The organism is Paenibacillus xinjiangensis, from assembly GCF_059686975.1.
Window position 1 is genome coordinate 1 of record NZ_JCAALS010000046.1, and the last position, 15674, is coordinate 15674.

The following is a 15674-nucleotide window of genomic DNA, read 5'->3' on the forward strand; positions in this document are numbered from 1 at the left end:
AAAAGCAGCCCATCCTCTGATGAGGAATGAGCTGCTTTTTTAGTTTTTCAATCACTTTTACCATCTCGGAGTGCCCATTTCCTCAAAATCAAGGCTTTTGCAGGGCTCTCTTACAGTGGCTTTTCTACATTCTAACCTTACTATTTAAATTGATCTCCATTAGTGTGTGGACGTGCTATCCTGCAATTGCTCATCATCCTTGATAATGTTAGCCCCTGCCATCGTTACATATAGAATCCCGCCTAAGAACAATGCCCCTATAATAATCATATAAATCATGGCTATTAACCTCCTTACATGCCTTTATTACCTCTATTGTAAAGGATAATCCACTCGAAAAGCATGACCAAACTGAGTCAACTTCCGCACAAAGTTGTGTCTGAATCGTGAAGGATAACATTTCAATCCAATAACATCCAGCAGATTGATATAATCGGTAGAATGGGAAGAATTAACGAACTTCTCGCATATATATGAGACAGGCTGTAAGCAAGGAGATGTTCTCATATGTTTTCCATCCGAAAAATAGCAGCGATTGTGGTCGGCAGCTTATTTATTGCGGTCGGCATCAATTTCTTTCTGGTTCCACTGGGGATATTAGATGGTGGTATCATTGGCATCTCACTCATCGTCAATTATATCTTTCATATTAAAATCGGCTTTGTAATGCTGATCAGCAGCATTCCCATCTTTGTGATAGCCTGGTTCTATAACCGGGATATGCTGTACAACAGCATTAATGGCTTGCTATTATCCAGCTACATGATCGATCTGCTGGAGCCCACGCAATATTATTTCATTTATTATGTGGAATGGACTCCTTTCACAAGAGCCGTACTTGGCGGTGTAGCCATAGGCTTGGGAATCGGAGTTATGATCAGATATGAATGCAGCACAGGAGGAACAGATTTGCTGGCACATTTTATCTCCAAGTATATTCCCCTTAATGTTGGGGTTATTATTCTAATCATGGATATTGTCATCGTTGGAACAGGAGAGCTTCTGCTGCCAGGGAATAAATTCGTGTTGTCCTTATTGACGATTACAGCAGGAGGGATAGCAACCGGCTTATGTACGCTGAATCTGGACAAGAAGCTGGCATAGGAAGAAGGGAATGCAAGAATGGAGAAGCTATTGTAGAATGGAAGAGAAGGTAACAGAGGTTACGTTATGTAGCTGCCTATTTGATACACCTTTATGGAAATGAGGGAATTGTACCTAATGGATACGAGGACAGAGAAAGAAAAGATGCTGGCAGGCGAATGGTATATGGCATCAGATCGCCAGCTTACTCTGGATCGTGAGAACGCGAGAAGATTGACACGATTGTTCAATCAGACAGATGAGACCGAGCATGACAGGCGTATGGTGCTTCTTAACGAGCTATTCGGCTCAACAGGGGAAAGTCTGTACATAGAGCCAACCTTCCGTTGTGATTACGGCTATAATATTCATGTGGGCAACCATTTCTATGTTAATTTTGACTGTACGATCCTAGATGTCTGTGAAGTGCGAATTGGAGATAATTGCTTCATTGCGCCTGGCGTACATATTTATACAGCTACCCATCCGGTTAATCCCTTCGAACGGATCACTGGTGCTGAATTCGGCAAGCCAGTAACAATTGGCAATAACGTATGGATCGGTGGCAGAGCCATTATTAACCCAGGCGTAACGATTGGCGATAATGTCGTTATCGCTTCAGGTGCTGTCGTAACGAAGGACGTACCGGATAACGTTATTGTCGGAGGGAATCCAGCGAGAACGTTGAGAGCCATTGAGCTATAAGCAGGTCAACAACGATTAGGCTATGCAGGGGTTAGGGGGAATATCATGACGGTAGAGATGTCTATGGAACAACGAGATCTGATTCTGTCCAGCATGACTGAGGAGCAGAGAAGCTTTGTACATTATTTTTTGATTCGTGGCAGAAGAACGGTCTTTGCCCGACAGCTGGCTGGGAAGAAAAGCTTATTCATTCCAGAAGATGCTTCGATGGAGGAGATTGAAGCTTATTTGGAGGAATGGGATTACATAGGCTATACAGATTCTGGTGAGATATCACAAGAGACGAAATGTGAATGCGGACGACCGCTACGATATCAGCATCAGGTTATTCACCGACCTAAGAATACGATTCGCTATCTTGGAATTGATCATCTACAGGTTCATACAGGAATTGATGCCAAGACCATTAGCGCAATTCTAAAAGGATTCGATGTGCTTGATCATGAGCTGTATGAAATTCTATCGCGTTATCAGTCTGGCTGGAAGCTTCAAGACACCGTATTCCAGCCTTTTCCTGAAGGCTTTGAAGTGCCTCATGATATCCAGAAGCATCTTGATGTAGAGCTTCCTCTTCTTGAATGGCAAGTGACAAGACTGCGGAATAAACTGAAAGAGTGGGACAAGCAGGAACAGGCTGCACGCATTCGGAACCGTGCTGCTGCGGCAGCAGCTGCCCCGCCGGTAGAAGTTGATCTGTTCACGCTATTCGATGTGCAGGAAACCTATTATGAAGAGAATGAGGCTCCGACATTGTTCGATTTCGACTTCGTGAATGGCAGTCCACAGGAAGCGGCAGTTCCAGTTCGCACAACTCCAGCCATTCAGCCTAATCAGCCAACTGGCGTCGGCAGCCATTCCATATTCCGCTTGCCTGAGAAGGCACGGGTACTGCTGGACCAAGCCTTGCTCCAATCCAAGCATCGCATGAGCGCTAGAGCGGTTTCTGAGATGCTGATTGAACACAAGGCAGCAGCGGATACTAGGATGCATACAGGGAAGCCGGAGATTTATATTGCTGTATGTGTGTATCTAGATGAGTTAGTGTTGAAGGGCAGCTGTATGCTGCTGGAGCAGCATTCCGTAGATCGCATCTATCAGTCGACGGTCACATCCGACTAGGAGCCAGTCGACCGATAATGCCGAACACCAATGCGCCATAGGAGAAGACAAGGCAGTATGAAGATGAACCCGCTTATAGGCGTTAATGCATAGAGCGGGTTATTGCTTCCTTCTCGGTCTAGTATATAGAGGAGAGGCAAGTAATTCACGCATCCGAATGGGATGATGAACGTGAACAATCGTTTTACCCACGTATGATAGATATTCAGAGGATACTGCGTCATCTCTCTCCCGCCGTCGGTGAATATATTAGCGATCTCAAGCCCCTGTATCGTCCAGAAGCTAATCGATGCAGCAAGAATGAATATGCCTGTGAAGATGAAGACCCCGCTTGCAACCATTAAGATAAGCGTTGCGATCTTAAGCAGCGTCCAATCCGCATCAATATGAACAGAAGCCCACACAAGCACCACTACCCCTAATATCAATCGACCCAGCCTAGCGAATTCGAACTGGGAGCCGAGCACTTGAACGACGGTGCTTCTTGGTCTAACGAGCAATCTATCGAAATCGCCGTTCACTACAAGACTAGAGAACATATCGAATCCCCTTGCGAAGCATTCGGTAATGGAGAACGCCAAATGTGTGATGGCGAAGCACATCGCTACTTCATAGAAGCTCCAGCCTTTAATCTGACCGAATCGTTCGAACATGAAGTACATCCCGGCGTAAGCAGCGAATGGAGTCAAGCATTGACCTATAGTCAGCAGCAGGAAGGAAGCTCGATATTGCATTTGAGATTTGAACAGCAGAACCATGTATTTGAAGTAGAGTCTCATTCTGGATTCATCCCCCCTGTACGACTAGACGCTTAAGTGACTTGTTCATTAGCCATGTACCAGCCGCTAGCAGTGCTGCAAGCCAGATTACCTGCATACATAAGCCTGACAGCGCTTCGTATTTCGATAGGTTGCCTGTGAACACACGGAACGGAAAGTCCGCAGTCCAGTGAAAAGGCAGCAGGTAGACGATTCGCTGCACCCATTCCGGCATAAGAGGGACTGGTATGATCATCCCGGATAGAAATTCCCCAAGTACACCGAATACTAGCATGGAGCCGGTAGGCGACATCGTTACGAATACAGATATGTAGATTAGCATGGATATGGCAACAATCATGAATAATCCAACGAATAACACAGCGAGAAAGAGCAGGAATGAGGCGAAGTCCGGAGGCAGCTTAAGTCCATAGGGCTCGGGCAGGAATAGGACGACTATTAGTATAGGGAAGCTTCGAAGAAGAGCGCTTGACAGCCTTACTGCGAGCAGCTTCACATACCAGAAGCTATAGATTTGTGTTGGCCTGCACAGCTCATAAGCAATATTGCCGCTAGTAATTAATTGGAACAGCTCATTATCTCTTAACCACAGCACGACAAAAGCGAGAAAAGCCTGCTTCAGCCACGTATAAGTGATGACCTCGGACAGCGTCATGGGTGCATCTACAGCTGCGTGAGCATAGAAGGCTTCGAATATCATAATAAAAACAAATCCGAAAAAAAATTGCGTGCCGATGCCAGCCAGCGCTGCTGCACGATATTGCAATCCGTTGCTGAGCCGCAGCTTGAATACGGATAGGTAGGCTTTCCTCATAGCTGATACTCCTTATACATCTGAACGATAATATCCTCTATCGGCTGATTATCGATCGTCACATCCAGAAGCTCGACTTGAGCAGACAACTGGGTAATCGCGCCTGAGATCATGACCTGCTCCGTATCTACACTTAGAATGGCTCGGTCTGGTGTCCATGATAAGAGGGTGGCGCCAGGAATGTTCAATGGATGGGACGTTTCGCGGTATTCAGCCGTAATCGTTCTTCGTGTACCGAACCTGCTGCGAAGTCCCTGCACACTGCCGTCATAGAGCAGGCTACCTTTGCCAATTAACAAGATGCGGTCTGCGAGTGCTTCAATATCATTCATATCATGTGTGGTCAGAATGACGGTGACGCCTTTTTCTTTATTAATTGTTTTGATAAAATGGCGCACAGCGATCTTAGAGACCGCGTCGAGCCCAATGGTCGGTTCATCCAGAAACAGGATGCTCGGACTGTGCAGAAGGGAAGCGGCTAGCTCACAGCGCATTCGCTGCCCTAGACTAAGCTGGCGAACTGGCGTGTTGATGATTCCTTGCAAATCCAAAGTGTCCACGAGGAGTGTTAATGTGTCCTTGTATTGCGCCTGCGGGATGTCATAGATATCGCGGAGCAGTTCGAAGGAGTCGATAACAGGAACATCCCACCACAGCTGCGAGCGCTGTCCGAACACGACGCCGATATTCTTCACATACGCTACACGATCCAGCCAAGGTGTATACCCATCAATGGTGCAGGTTCCGCTGTCTGGAACTAGAATGCCACTCATAATCTTGATAGTGGTCGACTTGCCGGCCCCGTTCGGACCAATATAGCCGACGATCTCCCCTGGTTCTATGTGGAACGAGATGTCTTGAAGCGCTTCCACAGCAATGTGCTTTCGATGAAACAGAGCTTTTACGGCATGCTTGAGGCCCGGTGCACGCTGTGCCACCAGGAATGTTTTGTTAATACCATTTAAGGTTATCAATGGGTGAATCCCCTCCTTATTCCTGCGAAAGTGACAGGGAGAATATAGTATCACTTAGTTGAAATCGCTGTCAATGAAAAAATTATTAAACAAATATGACGAATTTGAATAAAATTTATTTTCCACATTGAGTTGTTCACCTGATAACACTTATAATATAACGAGAAAAAAGTCTAAATGAAAAGGTGTCATTCATGAGCATATTAAATGTAGAACGATTAAGTCACGGATTTGGAGATCGTGCGATCTTCAATGATGTATCCTTCCGCTTGCTGAAAGGTGAGCATATCGGACTAATCGGCGCCAATGGCGAGGGCAAGTCCACCTTTATGAATATCATTACAGGCACACTTCAGCCGGATGACGGCAAGGTCGAATGGTCCAAGCGGATGCGGGTCGGTTATCTCGATCAGCATGCTGTACTGACCAAGGGAATGACAATTCGTGATGTTCTGCGGGGAGCTTTCCAGTATCTTTTTGACATGGAACAAGAAATGAACGATATGTACGGCAGAATGGGCGATGTAACTCCAGAGGAGCTCGAGAAGCTGCTTGAGGATGTAGGTACGATTCAAGATACGCTGACGAGCCAGGATTTCTATATGATTGACGCCAAGGTAGATGAAACGGCGCGTGGACTAGGGATTACCGATATCGGTCTGGATAAGGATGTTAATGATCTAAGCGGAGGGCAGCGTACGAAGATTCTGCTTGCCAAGCTGCTGCTGGAGAAGCCGGATGTCCTGCTATTGGACGAGCCTACGAACTATCTGGATGAACAGCATATTGAATGGCTGAAGCGTTATCTGCAGGAATATGAGAATGCCTTCATCCTGATCTCGCATGATATTCCATTCTTGAACAGCGTAATCAACCTTATCTATCATATGGAAAATCAAGAGCTGAATCGCTATGTAGGCGATTACGATTATTTCCTACAGGTGCATGAGATGAAGAAGCAGCAGCTTGAATCGGCATTCAAACGTCAGCAGCAGGAAATCTCCGAGCTGAAGGATTTCGTTGCCCGCAACAAAGCGAGTGTCGCTACGCGTAATATGGCGATGTCGAGACAGAAGAAGCTCGATAAGATGGAAGTCATTGAGATCGCGAAGGAGAAGCCGAAGCCGCAATTCCAATTCAAGGATGCAAGAACATCAGGCAAGCTAATCTTCGAGACGAAAGAGCTTGTCATTGGTTACGAGGAGCCATTGTCCAGAGCGCTTGATCTGCGAATGGAGCGCGGTCAGAAGGTTGCTCTGGTCGGTGCCAATGGTATTGGTAAAACAACGCTGCTCCGCAGCATACTTGGCGAAATACAAGCGATATCAGGTACTGTGCAGCGTGGAGAGCACCTGCATATCGGATATTTCCAGCAAGAAATGAAGGATACGAACTATAATACCTGTATCGAGGAAGTGTGGAAAGAATTCCCTTCCTTCACCCAGTTCGAAGTACGTGCTGCGCTTGCCAAATGCGGCTTGACGACTAAGCATATTGAGAGCAAAATTGCTGTTCTAAGCGGTGGCGAGAAGGCTAAGGTACGCCTCTGCAAGCTGATCAACAGCGAGACGAACCTGCTTGTGCTCGATGAGCCGACGAATCACTTGGATGTTGATGCGAAGGACGAGCTGCAGCGTGCGCTCAAAGCTTACAAAGGAAGCATTCTGCTCATTTCTCATGAGCCGGAATTCTACCGGGATATCGTAACAGACACATGGAATTGTGAATCATGGACGACGAAGGTATTCTAGAATGGATGTTAGACTGACAGCAAAACGATAGTAAGCCAATTAACCAATCTGCGTTTTTATGCGGATTGGTTTTTTGTATCATTCCAATATATGCTAACATAAGAGGATAACAGCTCAGATGCACACTCAGTTGAAGGATGGGATTAAAGGATGTTACACACGGCTTATTGGTTAACGAATGTAAGGCTAGAGCAAGGATTAGAGCGAGAGGCAGGGCAAGTATCGGGAACGATTACTGGCATTTATCATATTCGCATTCAAGATGGTGTTATTGCTGAAGTAGTGGAGACGGGGCTTGAGTCAATGGAGTTCAGTGATGGGCTACCTCAGTATGACGGCAATGGCATGCTGCTGCTGCCTTCATTCGTGGATGGACATATCCATCTGGATAAAACCTACTATGATGCGCCATGGAAGGCTGTTAAGCCTATCTCGAGCATATTCGAGCGGATTGAGGAAGAGAGGCAATTGCTGCCTCAGCTTCTGCCGCAGGCACAGCGGCAAGCGGAGAGTATTCTATCGCTAATCCAGAGTCTCGGAACGACAGCTGTACGAACACATTGCAACATTGAGCCGGTGAGCGGACTGCATCGCTTAGAAGCTACGAAGCGTGCTCTGGATACATTCTCGGGCAAGCTATCTGCTGGTATTGTTGCTTTTCCTCAGCATGGACTGTTCCGTTCCCAATCCGTCGAGCTGATGAAGCAAGCAATGGCAGAGGGCGCGACACTAGTTGGCGGAGTTGATCCTTACACGATTGACGGGGATATTGAGAATTCGCTGCAGACGATAGTTGAGCTTGCCGTTAGCTGCAAAGCCGGCATTGATATCCATCTGCATGAGGGCGGTGAATCCGCCAAGCTTACGCTGGAGCGTCTAGCTGAGCTGACAGAAGAAGCAGGCTTGCAGGGGCAAGTAACAGTGAGCCATGCATTCTGGTTCGCATTCGCAGGTTCACAGGAAGCCCAGGAAATGGCGAGTCGGATGGCATCGCTTGGTATGAGTATTGCTTCAACGGTTCCCATCGGTGGATTAATGATGCCACTGCCTATGCTGCTTAAGCAAGGGGTTAACGTGAAGCTGGGAACGGACAGTCTAACGGATCACTGGTCGCCATTCGGCAACGGGGATCAATTAGAGAAGGTGGGAAGACTAGCAGAATTATATGGCTATAATGATGAGCAAGCGTTAGCGCAAGCTCTTGGTTATATAACTGGCGGCATTACGCCTCTTGATTCGCAAGGAACACAAGTGTGGCCAATGGCAGGACATGCCGCGAGCTTTGTATTAGTTCAGGCAAGCTGTTCAGCAGAAGCCGTAGCGCGTAGATCGAAGCGCCTAGCGGTCTGGCATGAAGGAAGGCTGGTAAGTGGTTCGCTGTAAGGGGAGAGTAAGATGATTCCCGCATGCTGAAGCAGTTAGAGAGTATGTTCAAGCATGCGGGTGTTCAAGCGAGACAAGAGAGACACCCCAGCGCTTTTAGTAGATTAACCAAGCAGTCGCGCAAAAAAAGCATGCAAAGGCTCAAGAGTTCGGATGTTTTGATTGCATTTCAGACTATCCTGACAAATATAGTTGCCTCTCTTGATAAACATACCGGGCTCAGCACCTTTGGTTTCTGTTAGAAACATCCCTAACTCCTCATAGGTGTTGCATACGGCGCAGATTCCTTTTTTATGAAGCAGGGAGAAGCTTCCTTCGAAGCCGATGAGCTTATCCGCATATGGAGCAACGAGATATTTCTTGCCAGAGCCTTTGTCATCCCAGCCCATATAGGAAATATCCCTTAAATCCACATCCACAAGCTCTGGCGGCTTCAGCTTCTTGGCTTTAGGAAACAGCTTCTTCGTTATCGGCGCAGTAATCGCTTGAAAGGGAATCACATAGGGCTGCAGCTGCAGCGAATAGCTCTCTGCTTGAGCTTTGTCTTTGATATGAAGGATTGGGCTTATAAGCTGCCGCTGCTCATCAGTTATGTCAGGCAATAGCAGATTGATTTTGTCATAAGCAGCAGCGGTTAAAGCTTGAAGAACAGGGATATCATTAACGGTGGTGTGCCCATTCACTAGAATTTTGGTCTGGGCCTTGATGAAATGGTATTGATCACTTCTGATAAAAGGTAACATGGTATTCACTCCTCTAGAAGAAGTATAGTTCAGCAGGCTGCTTCATGATAGGTAGAGGATGATTTAGAATCGAACTTATCCTAGGCATACAATAGCCCTAATAATCTTAGGGGATTATTAGGGCTATATGGAGCGAAGCTCGAGTTATTTGGCATACACAATCTTCTTAATCGTTTCTATAGATAGAAAATACTTATCTACTAATTCATGCAAGGAAACTCCATTATGGAATTCGCTCCGGATACATTGATTTCGCTCATCGAGAAGCTTTCTGCCTCCTGTACAGGTACCCCATCCCTGATGCTCAGTCTCAAGCTTAGGGATATATAGTGTTGTTCCTTGCACATATTTTTGAATTTCTTCTATCAGCTCATTGGGTAAAATAGAAGATGCGTTCACATATTTCATTTCTGCCAGCCCCTTATTCTGAATTAAGAATGAAATAAGGTGCAAAGCCGCATACTTGAAATGAGATACGCTTACTAGGGCGATTTAGTTGTTGACCGTCCACCCCATGCAAAGTATCGCCTTTCCAATACTAGGCTTTGCATGAGACGCTGCAGATTTCGGTAAAGGGGTCTTTACCATCGTATACCACCTCCCCTTCAGGGTTCTGCTCTTATTATAAAAGAATTTGCGGATTCATGCATCCTTCCTAAATGAGAATAGAAAGAGAGAGTGAAGTGATTGGACAAGAATGCTGTAGCTGTAGGTCAAGTGAAGCAATTAACGAGGTATCCGATTAAATCGATGGCTGGTCATCCTCTGGATCAAGCATATCTAGCGGCATACGGCATGTATGGGGATCGAAGCCATGCGTTCATAGATGAAACGAAGCAAGGATGGGATCGATTCATAACAGCACGGAAGATTCCACAGATGTTAGGCTACACCGTAGAGTTTCAGGAAGACGGCTCCTCGGAGGAGTTTCCCACCTTGCAGATTACTTCCCCGGATGGACAAATCTATGGCTGGGATGAGCAGCTGCTGCAGACCATACAGAGCTATTCGAAGATTAAGGTGTCGCTGGAGCGGCATCAACCGACCAGTCAGGATATGCTGGCGGTTGATGCGGAAGGGATACTTATCATTACAGACCGTTCCTTGCAGCAGCTAGAGAGACTATTAGAGAAATCGATAGACCCAAGGCGCTTCCGCGCGAATATGATCGTTAATTTAACAGATGATTATGCAGAGGACGAGAAGGCATGGGTAGGTAAACGTCTGCATATTGGCGGAACGGAGCTGAGATTGGTTGAACCCTGTGAGCGCTGTTCATTAGTTACGATTGATCCAGATACCTATTCTCGAGATGTCTCCATCTTGAAAATGATTAATGAGGAAATGGGTCTTAACTTCGGGGTATACGCATCTGTAGTTCAAGCAGGAAATATAAGCTCGGGTGACACGGTCTACTTGTCTGAGGCTTAACAGCCTTTATTATCGTAAAATAGAAATAGACAAATAAGCCAGATCGGAGGAATCACCTAATTGAAGGGTGTCCGATCTGGCTTATTTTCTCGTATGTTGGCTCTGTTAGAGGACGGCAGAAGCAGCTTAATCTGATTCTTGCTCACCTAATAGGTAGTTCTCCGTAAGAATGGAGAGCAGTTGAACGCCTACTTCATTATGGCCACCTTCTGGAATGATAATGTCAGCATATTTCTTGGAAGGCTCGATGAAAGCATCGTGCATCGGCTTCACGGTATTCAAATATTGTTCGTGGATGGACTGTATGGTCCGGCCGCGCTCTTCAATATCCCGCAGTACTCTGCGAAGGATGCGAACATCGGGGTCTGTATCGACGAATACTTTGATGCTCAGCATTTCACGTAGATTCTCGTCCGACAGCACATGCAAGCCTTCAATAATCACGATATGGTTAGGCTTAAGCTCGACAGTCTCATCAGCAGAACGAGCATGAATCGTGAAATCATATACAGGTGCTTGGACGACCTGCTGATTCGTGAGTTTATTAAGATGGCTGATGAGCAGATCGTTCTCAAAAGCCAGAGGATGATCATAATTCGTTGTTTCTCGCTCAGCTAAGCTTAGATGCGGCTGATCCTTATAATAATTATCCTGAGAGATGAAGGTAACTTTATCTGCTCCCAGACGGTCAATGACGGAGCGCGCTACCGTTGATTTGCCAGAGCCAGTGCCCCCGGCTATTCCTATAATAAGCATGGTGTTTCTTTAAACCTCCCTAGAATAAATACCTGAGTCAATCCCAGTATTGTAGCATAGATTGCATTTAATTTCACTCGGCAGGGCTTGTAGAATTCCCTGAGTACATGATGTTGTTGACTTGAAGCTGAGCTCTTCCTCCGATGATGCGGCTGAGTCTGTTGTTCAGAGCCATCTATTCAAATAAGGTGTCGCACATGAAAGGTGATATCTCGTGTGTTTGAGCATTTGGAACGATAGTCTTATAATAGAGAGGGTAAATCGATCGAACTAACCTTATGTCATGGAGGGATCTACATAGATGTATCCTACTAAACAGCAATTAGAAAATTATGCTTCACTATCGGTTAACGTTGGTGTTCAAGTACAGCAAGGCCAGACGGTTGTCGTTATGGCACCTATTACAGCAGCTCCACTGGTGAGGCAGATTGTATCCAAGGCTTATGAAGCCGGTGCGAAAAATGTTCATGTGGAGTATAACGATGAGGAGCTGTCGCGCATTAAGTTCAAGCAAGCGCCGGAGGAAGCCTTCTCGGAATATCCGATGTGGCGTGCGAAGGCCTGGGAAGAGTACGTAGCGAATGGAGCTGCCTTCATTACCATCTATTCTCCGAACCCCGATCTATTGAATGATGTTGATCCTGCGCGGGTCGCAACAGCGTCGAAGACAGCATCTACTGCGTTAAGCAACTACCGTGCGTCCTTGATGAATCATACGAACGCGTGGACACTCCTTTCTTACGCAACACCAGAATGGGCAGCCAAAGTATTCCCGAATGATACAGCAGAAGAGGCCGTTCAGAAGCTATGGGAGCGAATTATTGATGCAACACGGATTGGTCTAGAGGACCCGATTGCAGCATGGAAGGAACATAATGCTAAGCTGTCAGCTATGATGCAGCGACTGAATGAGAAGCGCTACAAGCAGCTTCAGTATGAAGCGGAAGGTACTAACTTGACGGTTGATCTGCCTGATAATCATATTTGGCTAGGCGGTGCCAAGGCGAATGCCAAAGGAATCTTCTTCAATCCGAATATGCCAACAGAAGAAGTATTCACGATGCCTCACCGTAATGGTGTGAATGGGACTGTTCGCAGTACGAAGCCGCTCAACTATAATGGGCAAGTCGTCAATGGCTTTACCTTGACCTTCAAGGAAGGCAAAGTTATCGAGCATACGGCAGAGCAGGGCTATGAAGCATTAACGAACTTGTTGAACACAGACGATGGGGCTAGGCATCTAGGTGAGATCGCCTTAGTTCCACACGATTCTCCGATCTCCAACTCGAATGTGACCTTCTTCAATACGCTGTATGATGAGAATGCTTCCTGTCATCTTGCATTAGGTCAAGCGTATCCCGTTAACATCGAAGGTGGTACTGCGATGTCATCTGAGGAGCTTCTTGCTCATGGAGCGAATAGGAGCCTAACGCATGAGGACTTCATGATTGGTTCGGCAGCTATGAACATCTATGGCGTGACTCAGGATGGTACTCGCGAGCCGATCTTCCTCGCTGGCAACTGGGCGTAGATCATTGTTGCTGGTTAATGGATTGTAGTCAATAAGCTCTGCTGTGGCGGCGAATAGCTGACTCAGCAGAGCTTATTGTTATGTTTAACAAGGGAAGGGAGTATTGGCTATGTCTTCGGAAAAGGTATTCATTCATCAGCAAGTGCTGGAAGCTGCCGAGACTTTCGTCCGATTCGAATTGGCGAATGACGCTTCTGGTCATGATTGGTGGCATATTCACCGTGTAGTGCTAATGGCAGAACGATTAGCTGTTGAAGAAGGAGCTGATCTATTCCTATGTAAGCTTGCTGCGCTGTTGCATGATGTAGCGGATGAGAAGCTTAATGTGTCCAAAGAGGCTGGTATTCAGAAGGTTCAAGATTGGCTTGATCGGCATCCGCTCTCCGAAGAGGAGAAGCAGCATGTGATAGAAATTATTGGCACGATGTCCTATAACGGGGGAATGAATCCGCCGATGCGCACCTTAGAAGGACAAGTCGTGCAGGATGCGGATCGGCTTGATGCCATTGGAGCAATTGCGATTGCGAGAGTCTTCGTATATGCAGGGTGGAAGGGAAGTCCGATCTATGATCCGGAGCTTGCCCCTCGAGAATCGATGACTGCAGAACAATATCGCAGCGGGAAGAGCACAGCGATTAATCACTTTTATGAGAAGCTGCTGAAGCTTAAGGATCTGATGAATACCGATTCCGCGAAGCCAATTGCTGCTCAGAGACATGCTTATATGGTGCAATACTTGGAACACTTCTATCAGGAGTGGACTGGGGAAGTGTAGCAGATTCAATTCATATAGTCGATTTCCTCATCATCGAATCGGTTGTCGTCATAAATCTGACCTTGATGATCCATAATATTCGCCGTGAACAAGCGCCCTGAGCCTCCATCACTTGGCAGTGTCGCTAGTGTCTGTAGGACAGGCATTATGCTGGAGGGCTCTTCGCCATAGAACGGATTAAGCTCTGTACGCAGCACGCCGGGATTCAAGATATTCACAAGAATATCATGGCCAGCTTCGGATTCATTCGACGCGGTTTCACGAGTCAGCTTATGTATAGCGGATTGAGCAGCAGCGAATGCGGGGAAGCCATTCACTCCGACATGAATAACGCCTGGAAGCACATGGATCACCCTGCCATATTGCTGTTGCCGCATTAGCGGAAGAACGGCAGAGGTTACAGTAGAGACACTTTGAACTAAATTATCGAAAAACTGAGAGTAATATTCGAAGGAATATTCGTCCTCGATTCTTTTGACGTGGTTCGTCAGATTATTGATTAATACATCTATTCTGCCATATTGGCCGGCAATAGAAGTTGTCATCTCAGCGACCTGTTGCGGATCAGTTGCATCAGTGAAGTAGACAGTGGAATGCCCGCCATCAGCGTCAATTAAATGAACAATGTCCGAGAGGACCTCGGATTCCTGATCACATAGAATAACGGAAGCTCCATTCCTCGCGAAGAGCAGAGCGGTTTCTTTGCCTACCTGACAGCCTGCTCCGTTAATTAAGACCACTTGCTCATGATGTGCCTTCAATTGATTCACCTGTCCTCCCAAGAAATATCGATGAGAGTTAGTATGTACCAATAACGGATGTCTTATTTGGCATTGCAGGCTGGTAAGCAAGCAATAGTTGAATGAATAGGGCTCTAATCGGGTATATATTCCTGTGTATAAATCGTATGCACGTTATGCAATACAGTTGCGCCTTGCGGAGCGAATTTCAGCTTGACCGCTTTCCCATTGACGAGATAGGAGCCTGACTCTACATCCTTATCGCCTCTTGCAGCGGAGTAGAGCATAGAAGCTCCTCTACTTGGAGGAGGGAAGATTAGCTTAATAATGGGTTTGAGGTACAAAGGGATACCAGAGCTTTTTCCTTTGCGCAGAGTGTTGTTGCCGCCAGGGTCAACGCTGAGCAGCTTGATTCCATCCGTATTAGCTTGTGAGGCAAGCTCCTGTGTCCACAAAGAAAGCGCCAGCTTAGAAGAGGCATAAGGCCCAAAAAGCTTCTGGAAGGAGGTCGGATGCTCCAAGGTGTCAGGGTCGAATTGCTTGCGGAACTTGAATGCATTGGTAGACGTGTTCACAACGGTTCTCATCATACTGTTGAGAAGAAGCTCTTTGAGCTCCATATAGATAATATAGGGAACAACCGTCTGCAGCTCATAATGCAGCTCACGTCCCTGCTTCGAGTAGCTCAGCTCCGCAAAGCTTCCACCGGCATTATTGAATAACACATCTATCCTGTACTCCTGAATACGGATCTGGTTCAGAGCAGTCTTTAAGCTATTGAAATCAGCTAAATCTGCCTTGTAAATGCGCAGCTTCTTGGTTCGTATAGCGTCAGTGATGATCTTGTCGTCATGTGGGAAATCAGAACGAATCAGTGCGAATTTGTATTCATTGTATTCATAATAGGTCCTCCATCATACGAATTGGGTACATTGAGAAGTCTCAATAGATGTACCTTATATTTTGGAGTCGACTCCAAGTCAAGTGGAGAATGCCAGCCCATATTTATTTTTCTCTGTAACTGTCATAGCATTGATTATATAATTCATATTGAATGAGCACTTGCTGCTCGTACATACGTAGGGCGATT

At 46.4% G+C, this 15674-nt stretch carries 16 protein-coding genes; 8 read left to right on the forward strand and 8 right to left on the reverse strand.

Features of this window, described 5'->3' with window-relative positions; translation table 11 throughout:
• The first annotated feature begins 507 nt into the window (after positions 1-507).
• The 3 genes from AC6ESP_RS28595 to AC6ESP_RS28605 all read left to right on the forward strand — a co-directional run bounded on the left by AC6ESP_RS28595 (position 508) and on the right by AC6ESP_RS28605 (position 2907).
• The gene (locus AC6ESP_RS28595; protein ID WP_497100174.1) at positions 508-1104 is read left to right on the forward strand and encodes a YitT family protein; all 597 of its coding nucleotides are present in this window, start codon (positions 508-510) and stop codon (positions 1102-1104) included.
• A 117-nt stretch (positions 1105-1221) separates the two neighbouring features.
• Positions 1222-1788 (forward strand): sugar O-acetyltransferase, encoded by a 567-nt coding sequence (locus AC6ESP_RS28600; protein ID WP_497100198.1) that lies wholly within the window; start codon positions 1222-1224, stop codon positions 1786-1788.
• 45 nt (positions 1789-1833) lie between these two features.
• On the forward strand, positions 1834-2907 hold the full coding sequence (locus AC6ESP_RS28605; protein ID WP_497100175.1) for a DUF3895 domain-containing protein: 1074 nt from the start codon (positions 1834-1836) through the stop codon (positions 2905-2907).
• On the opposite strand, the gene AC6ESP_RS28610 is transcribed toward AC6ESP_RS28605, so the two are convergent.
• The 3 genes from AC6ESP_RS28610 to AC6ESP_RS28620 are packed head-to-tail and all read right to left on the reverse strand — an operon-like array spanning position 2904 to position 5474.
• A complete protein-coding gene (locus AC6ESP_RS28610) occupies positions 2904-3686 on the reverse strand; it encodes an ABC transporter permease (protein WP_497100176.1) in 783 nt (260 codons plus the stop codon). The genes AC6ESP_RS28605 and AC6ESP_RS28610 overlap by 4 nt on opposite strands.
• Before the next feature lie 7 nt (positions 3687-3693).
• Positions 3694-4500: an ABC transporter permease gene (locus AC6ESP_RS28615; RefSeq protein WP_497100177.1), complete on the reverse strand. Its 807-nt coding sequence runs from the start codon at positions 4498-4500 to the stop codon at positions 3694-3696.
• Positions 4497-5474 (reverse strand): ABC transporter ATP-binding protein, encoded by a 978-nt coding sequence (locus tag AC6ESP_RS28620; protein ID WP_497100178.1) that lies wholly within the window; start codon positions 5472-5474, stop codon positions 4497-4499. The genes AC6ESP_RS28615 and AC6ESP_RS28620 overlap by 4 nt, the downstream gene beginning before the upstream one ends.
• A gap of 194 nt (positions 5475-5668) precedes the next feature.
• Here AC6ESP_RS28620 and AC6ESP_RS28625 point away from each other — a divergent pair, with 194 nt between their 5' ends.
• A complete protein-coding gene (locus AC6ESP_RS28625; protein WP_497100179.1) occupies positions 5669-7225 on the forward strand; it encodes an ABC-F family ATP-binding cassette domain-containing protein in 1557 nt (518 codons plus the stop codon).
• A 150-nt stretch (positions 7226-7375) separates the two neighbouring features.
• Entirely contained in the window at positions 7376-8608 is a 1233-nt protein-coding gene (locus AC6ESP_RS28630; RefSeq protein WP_497100180.1) for an amidohydrolase, read from the forward strand.
• A 104-nt stretch (positions 8609-8712) separates the two neighbouring features.
• On the opposite strand, the gene AC6ESP_RS28635 is transcribed toward AC6ESP_RS28630, so the two are convergent.
• Together AC6ESP_RS28635 and AC6ESP_RS28640 are read right to left on the reverse strand one after the other, a co-directional pair.
• A complete protein-coding gene (locus AC6ESP_RS28635) occupies positions 8713-9351 on the reverse strand; it encodes a FusB/FusC family EF-G-binding protein (protein WP_497100199.1) in 639 nt (212 codons plus the stop codon).
• A 144-nt stretch (positions 9352-9495) separates the two neighbouring features.
• The gene (locus tag AC6ESP_RS28640; RefSeq protein ID WP_497100181.1) at positions 9496-9759 is read right to left on the reverse strand and encodes a CD3324 family protein; all 264 of its coding nucleotides are present in this window, start codon (positions 9757-9759) and stop codon (positions 9496-9498) included.
• Positions 9760-10038: 279 nt separating this feature from the next.
• Between AC6ESP_RS28640 and AC6ESP_RS28645 the strand changes: the two genes are divergently transcribed.
• A complete protein-coding gene (locus AC6ESP_RS28645; RefSeq protein WP_497100182.1) occupies positions 10039-10782 on the forward strand; it encodes an MOSC domain-containing protein in 744 nt (247 codons plus the stop codon).
• 126 nt (positions 10783-10908) lie between these two features.
• Here the strand turns inward: AC6ESP_RS28645 and udk are convergent, their stop codons facing one another.
• Positions 10909-11538, reverse strand: a complete 630-nt coding sequence (gene udk, locus AC6ESP_RS28650) for a uridine kinase (RefSeq protein WP_497100183.1) — start codon at positions 11536-11538, stop codon at positions 10909-10911.
• Positions 11539-11839: 301 nt separating this feature from the next.
• On the opposite strand from udk, the gene AC6ESP_RS28655 reads away from it, so the two are divergent.
• Together AC6ESP_RS28655 and AC6ESP_RS28660 are read left to right on the forward strand one after the other, a co-directional pair.
• On the forward strand, positions 11840-13069 hold the full coding sequence (locus AC6ESP_RS28655; protein WP_497100184.1) for an aminopeptidase: 1230 nt from the start codon (positions 11840-11842) through the stop codon (positions 13067-13069).
• A 109-nt stretch (positions 13070-13178) separates the two neighbouring features.
• Positions 13179-13844, forward strand: a complete 666-nt coding sequence (locus AC6ESP_RS28660) for an HD domain-containing protein (RefSeq protein WP_497100186.1) — start codon at positions 13179-13181, stop codon at positions 13842-13844.
• 5 nt (positions 13845-13849) lie between these two features.
• Here the strand turns inward: AC6ESP_RS28660 and AC6ESP_RS28665 are convergent, their stop codons facing one another.
• Complete coding sequence (locus AC6ESP_RS28665; RefSeq protein WP_497100187.1) at positions 13850-14614, reverse strand: SDR family NAD(P)-dependent oxidoreductase; 765 nt, start codon at positions 14612-14614, stop codon at positions 13850-13852.
• Between the two features lie 104 nt (positions 14615-14718).
• The gene (locus AC6ESP_RS28670) at positions 14719-15309 is read right to left on the reverse strand and encodes a Rossmann-fold NAD(P)-binding domain-containing protein (protein WP_497100188.1); all 591 of its coding nucleotides are present in this window, start codon (positions 15307-15309) and stop codon (positions 14719-14721) included.
• Positions 15310-15674: the final 365 nt, after the last annotated feature.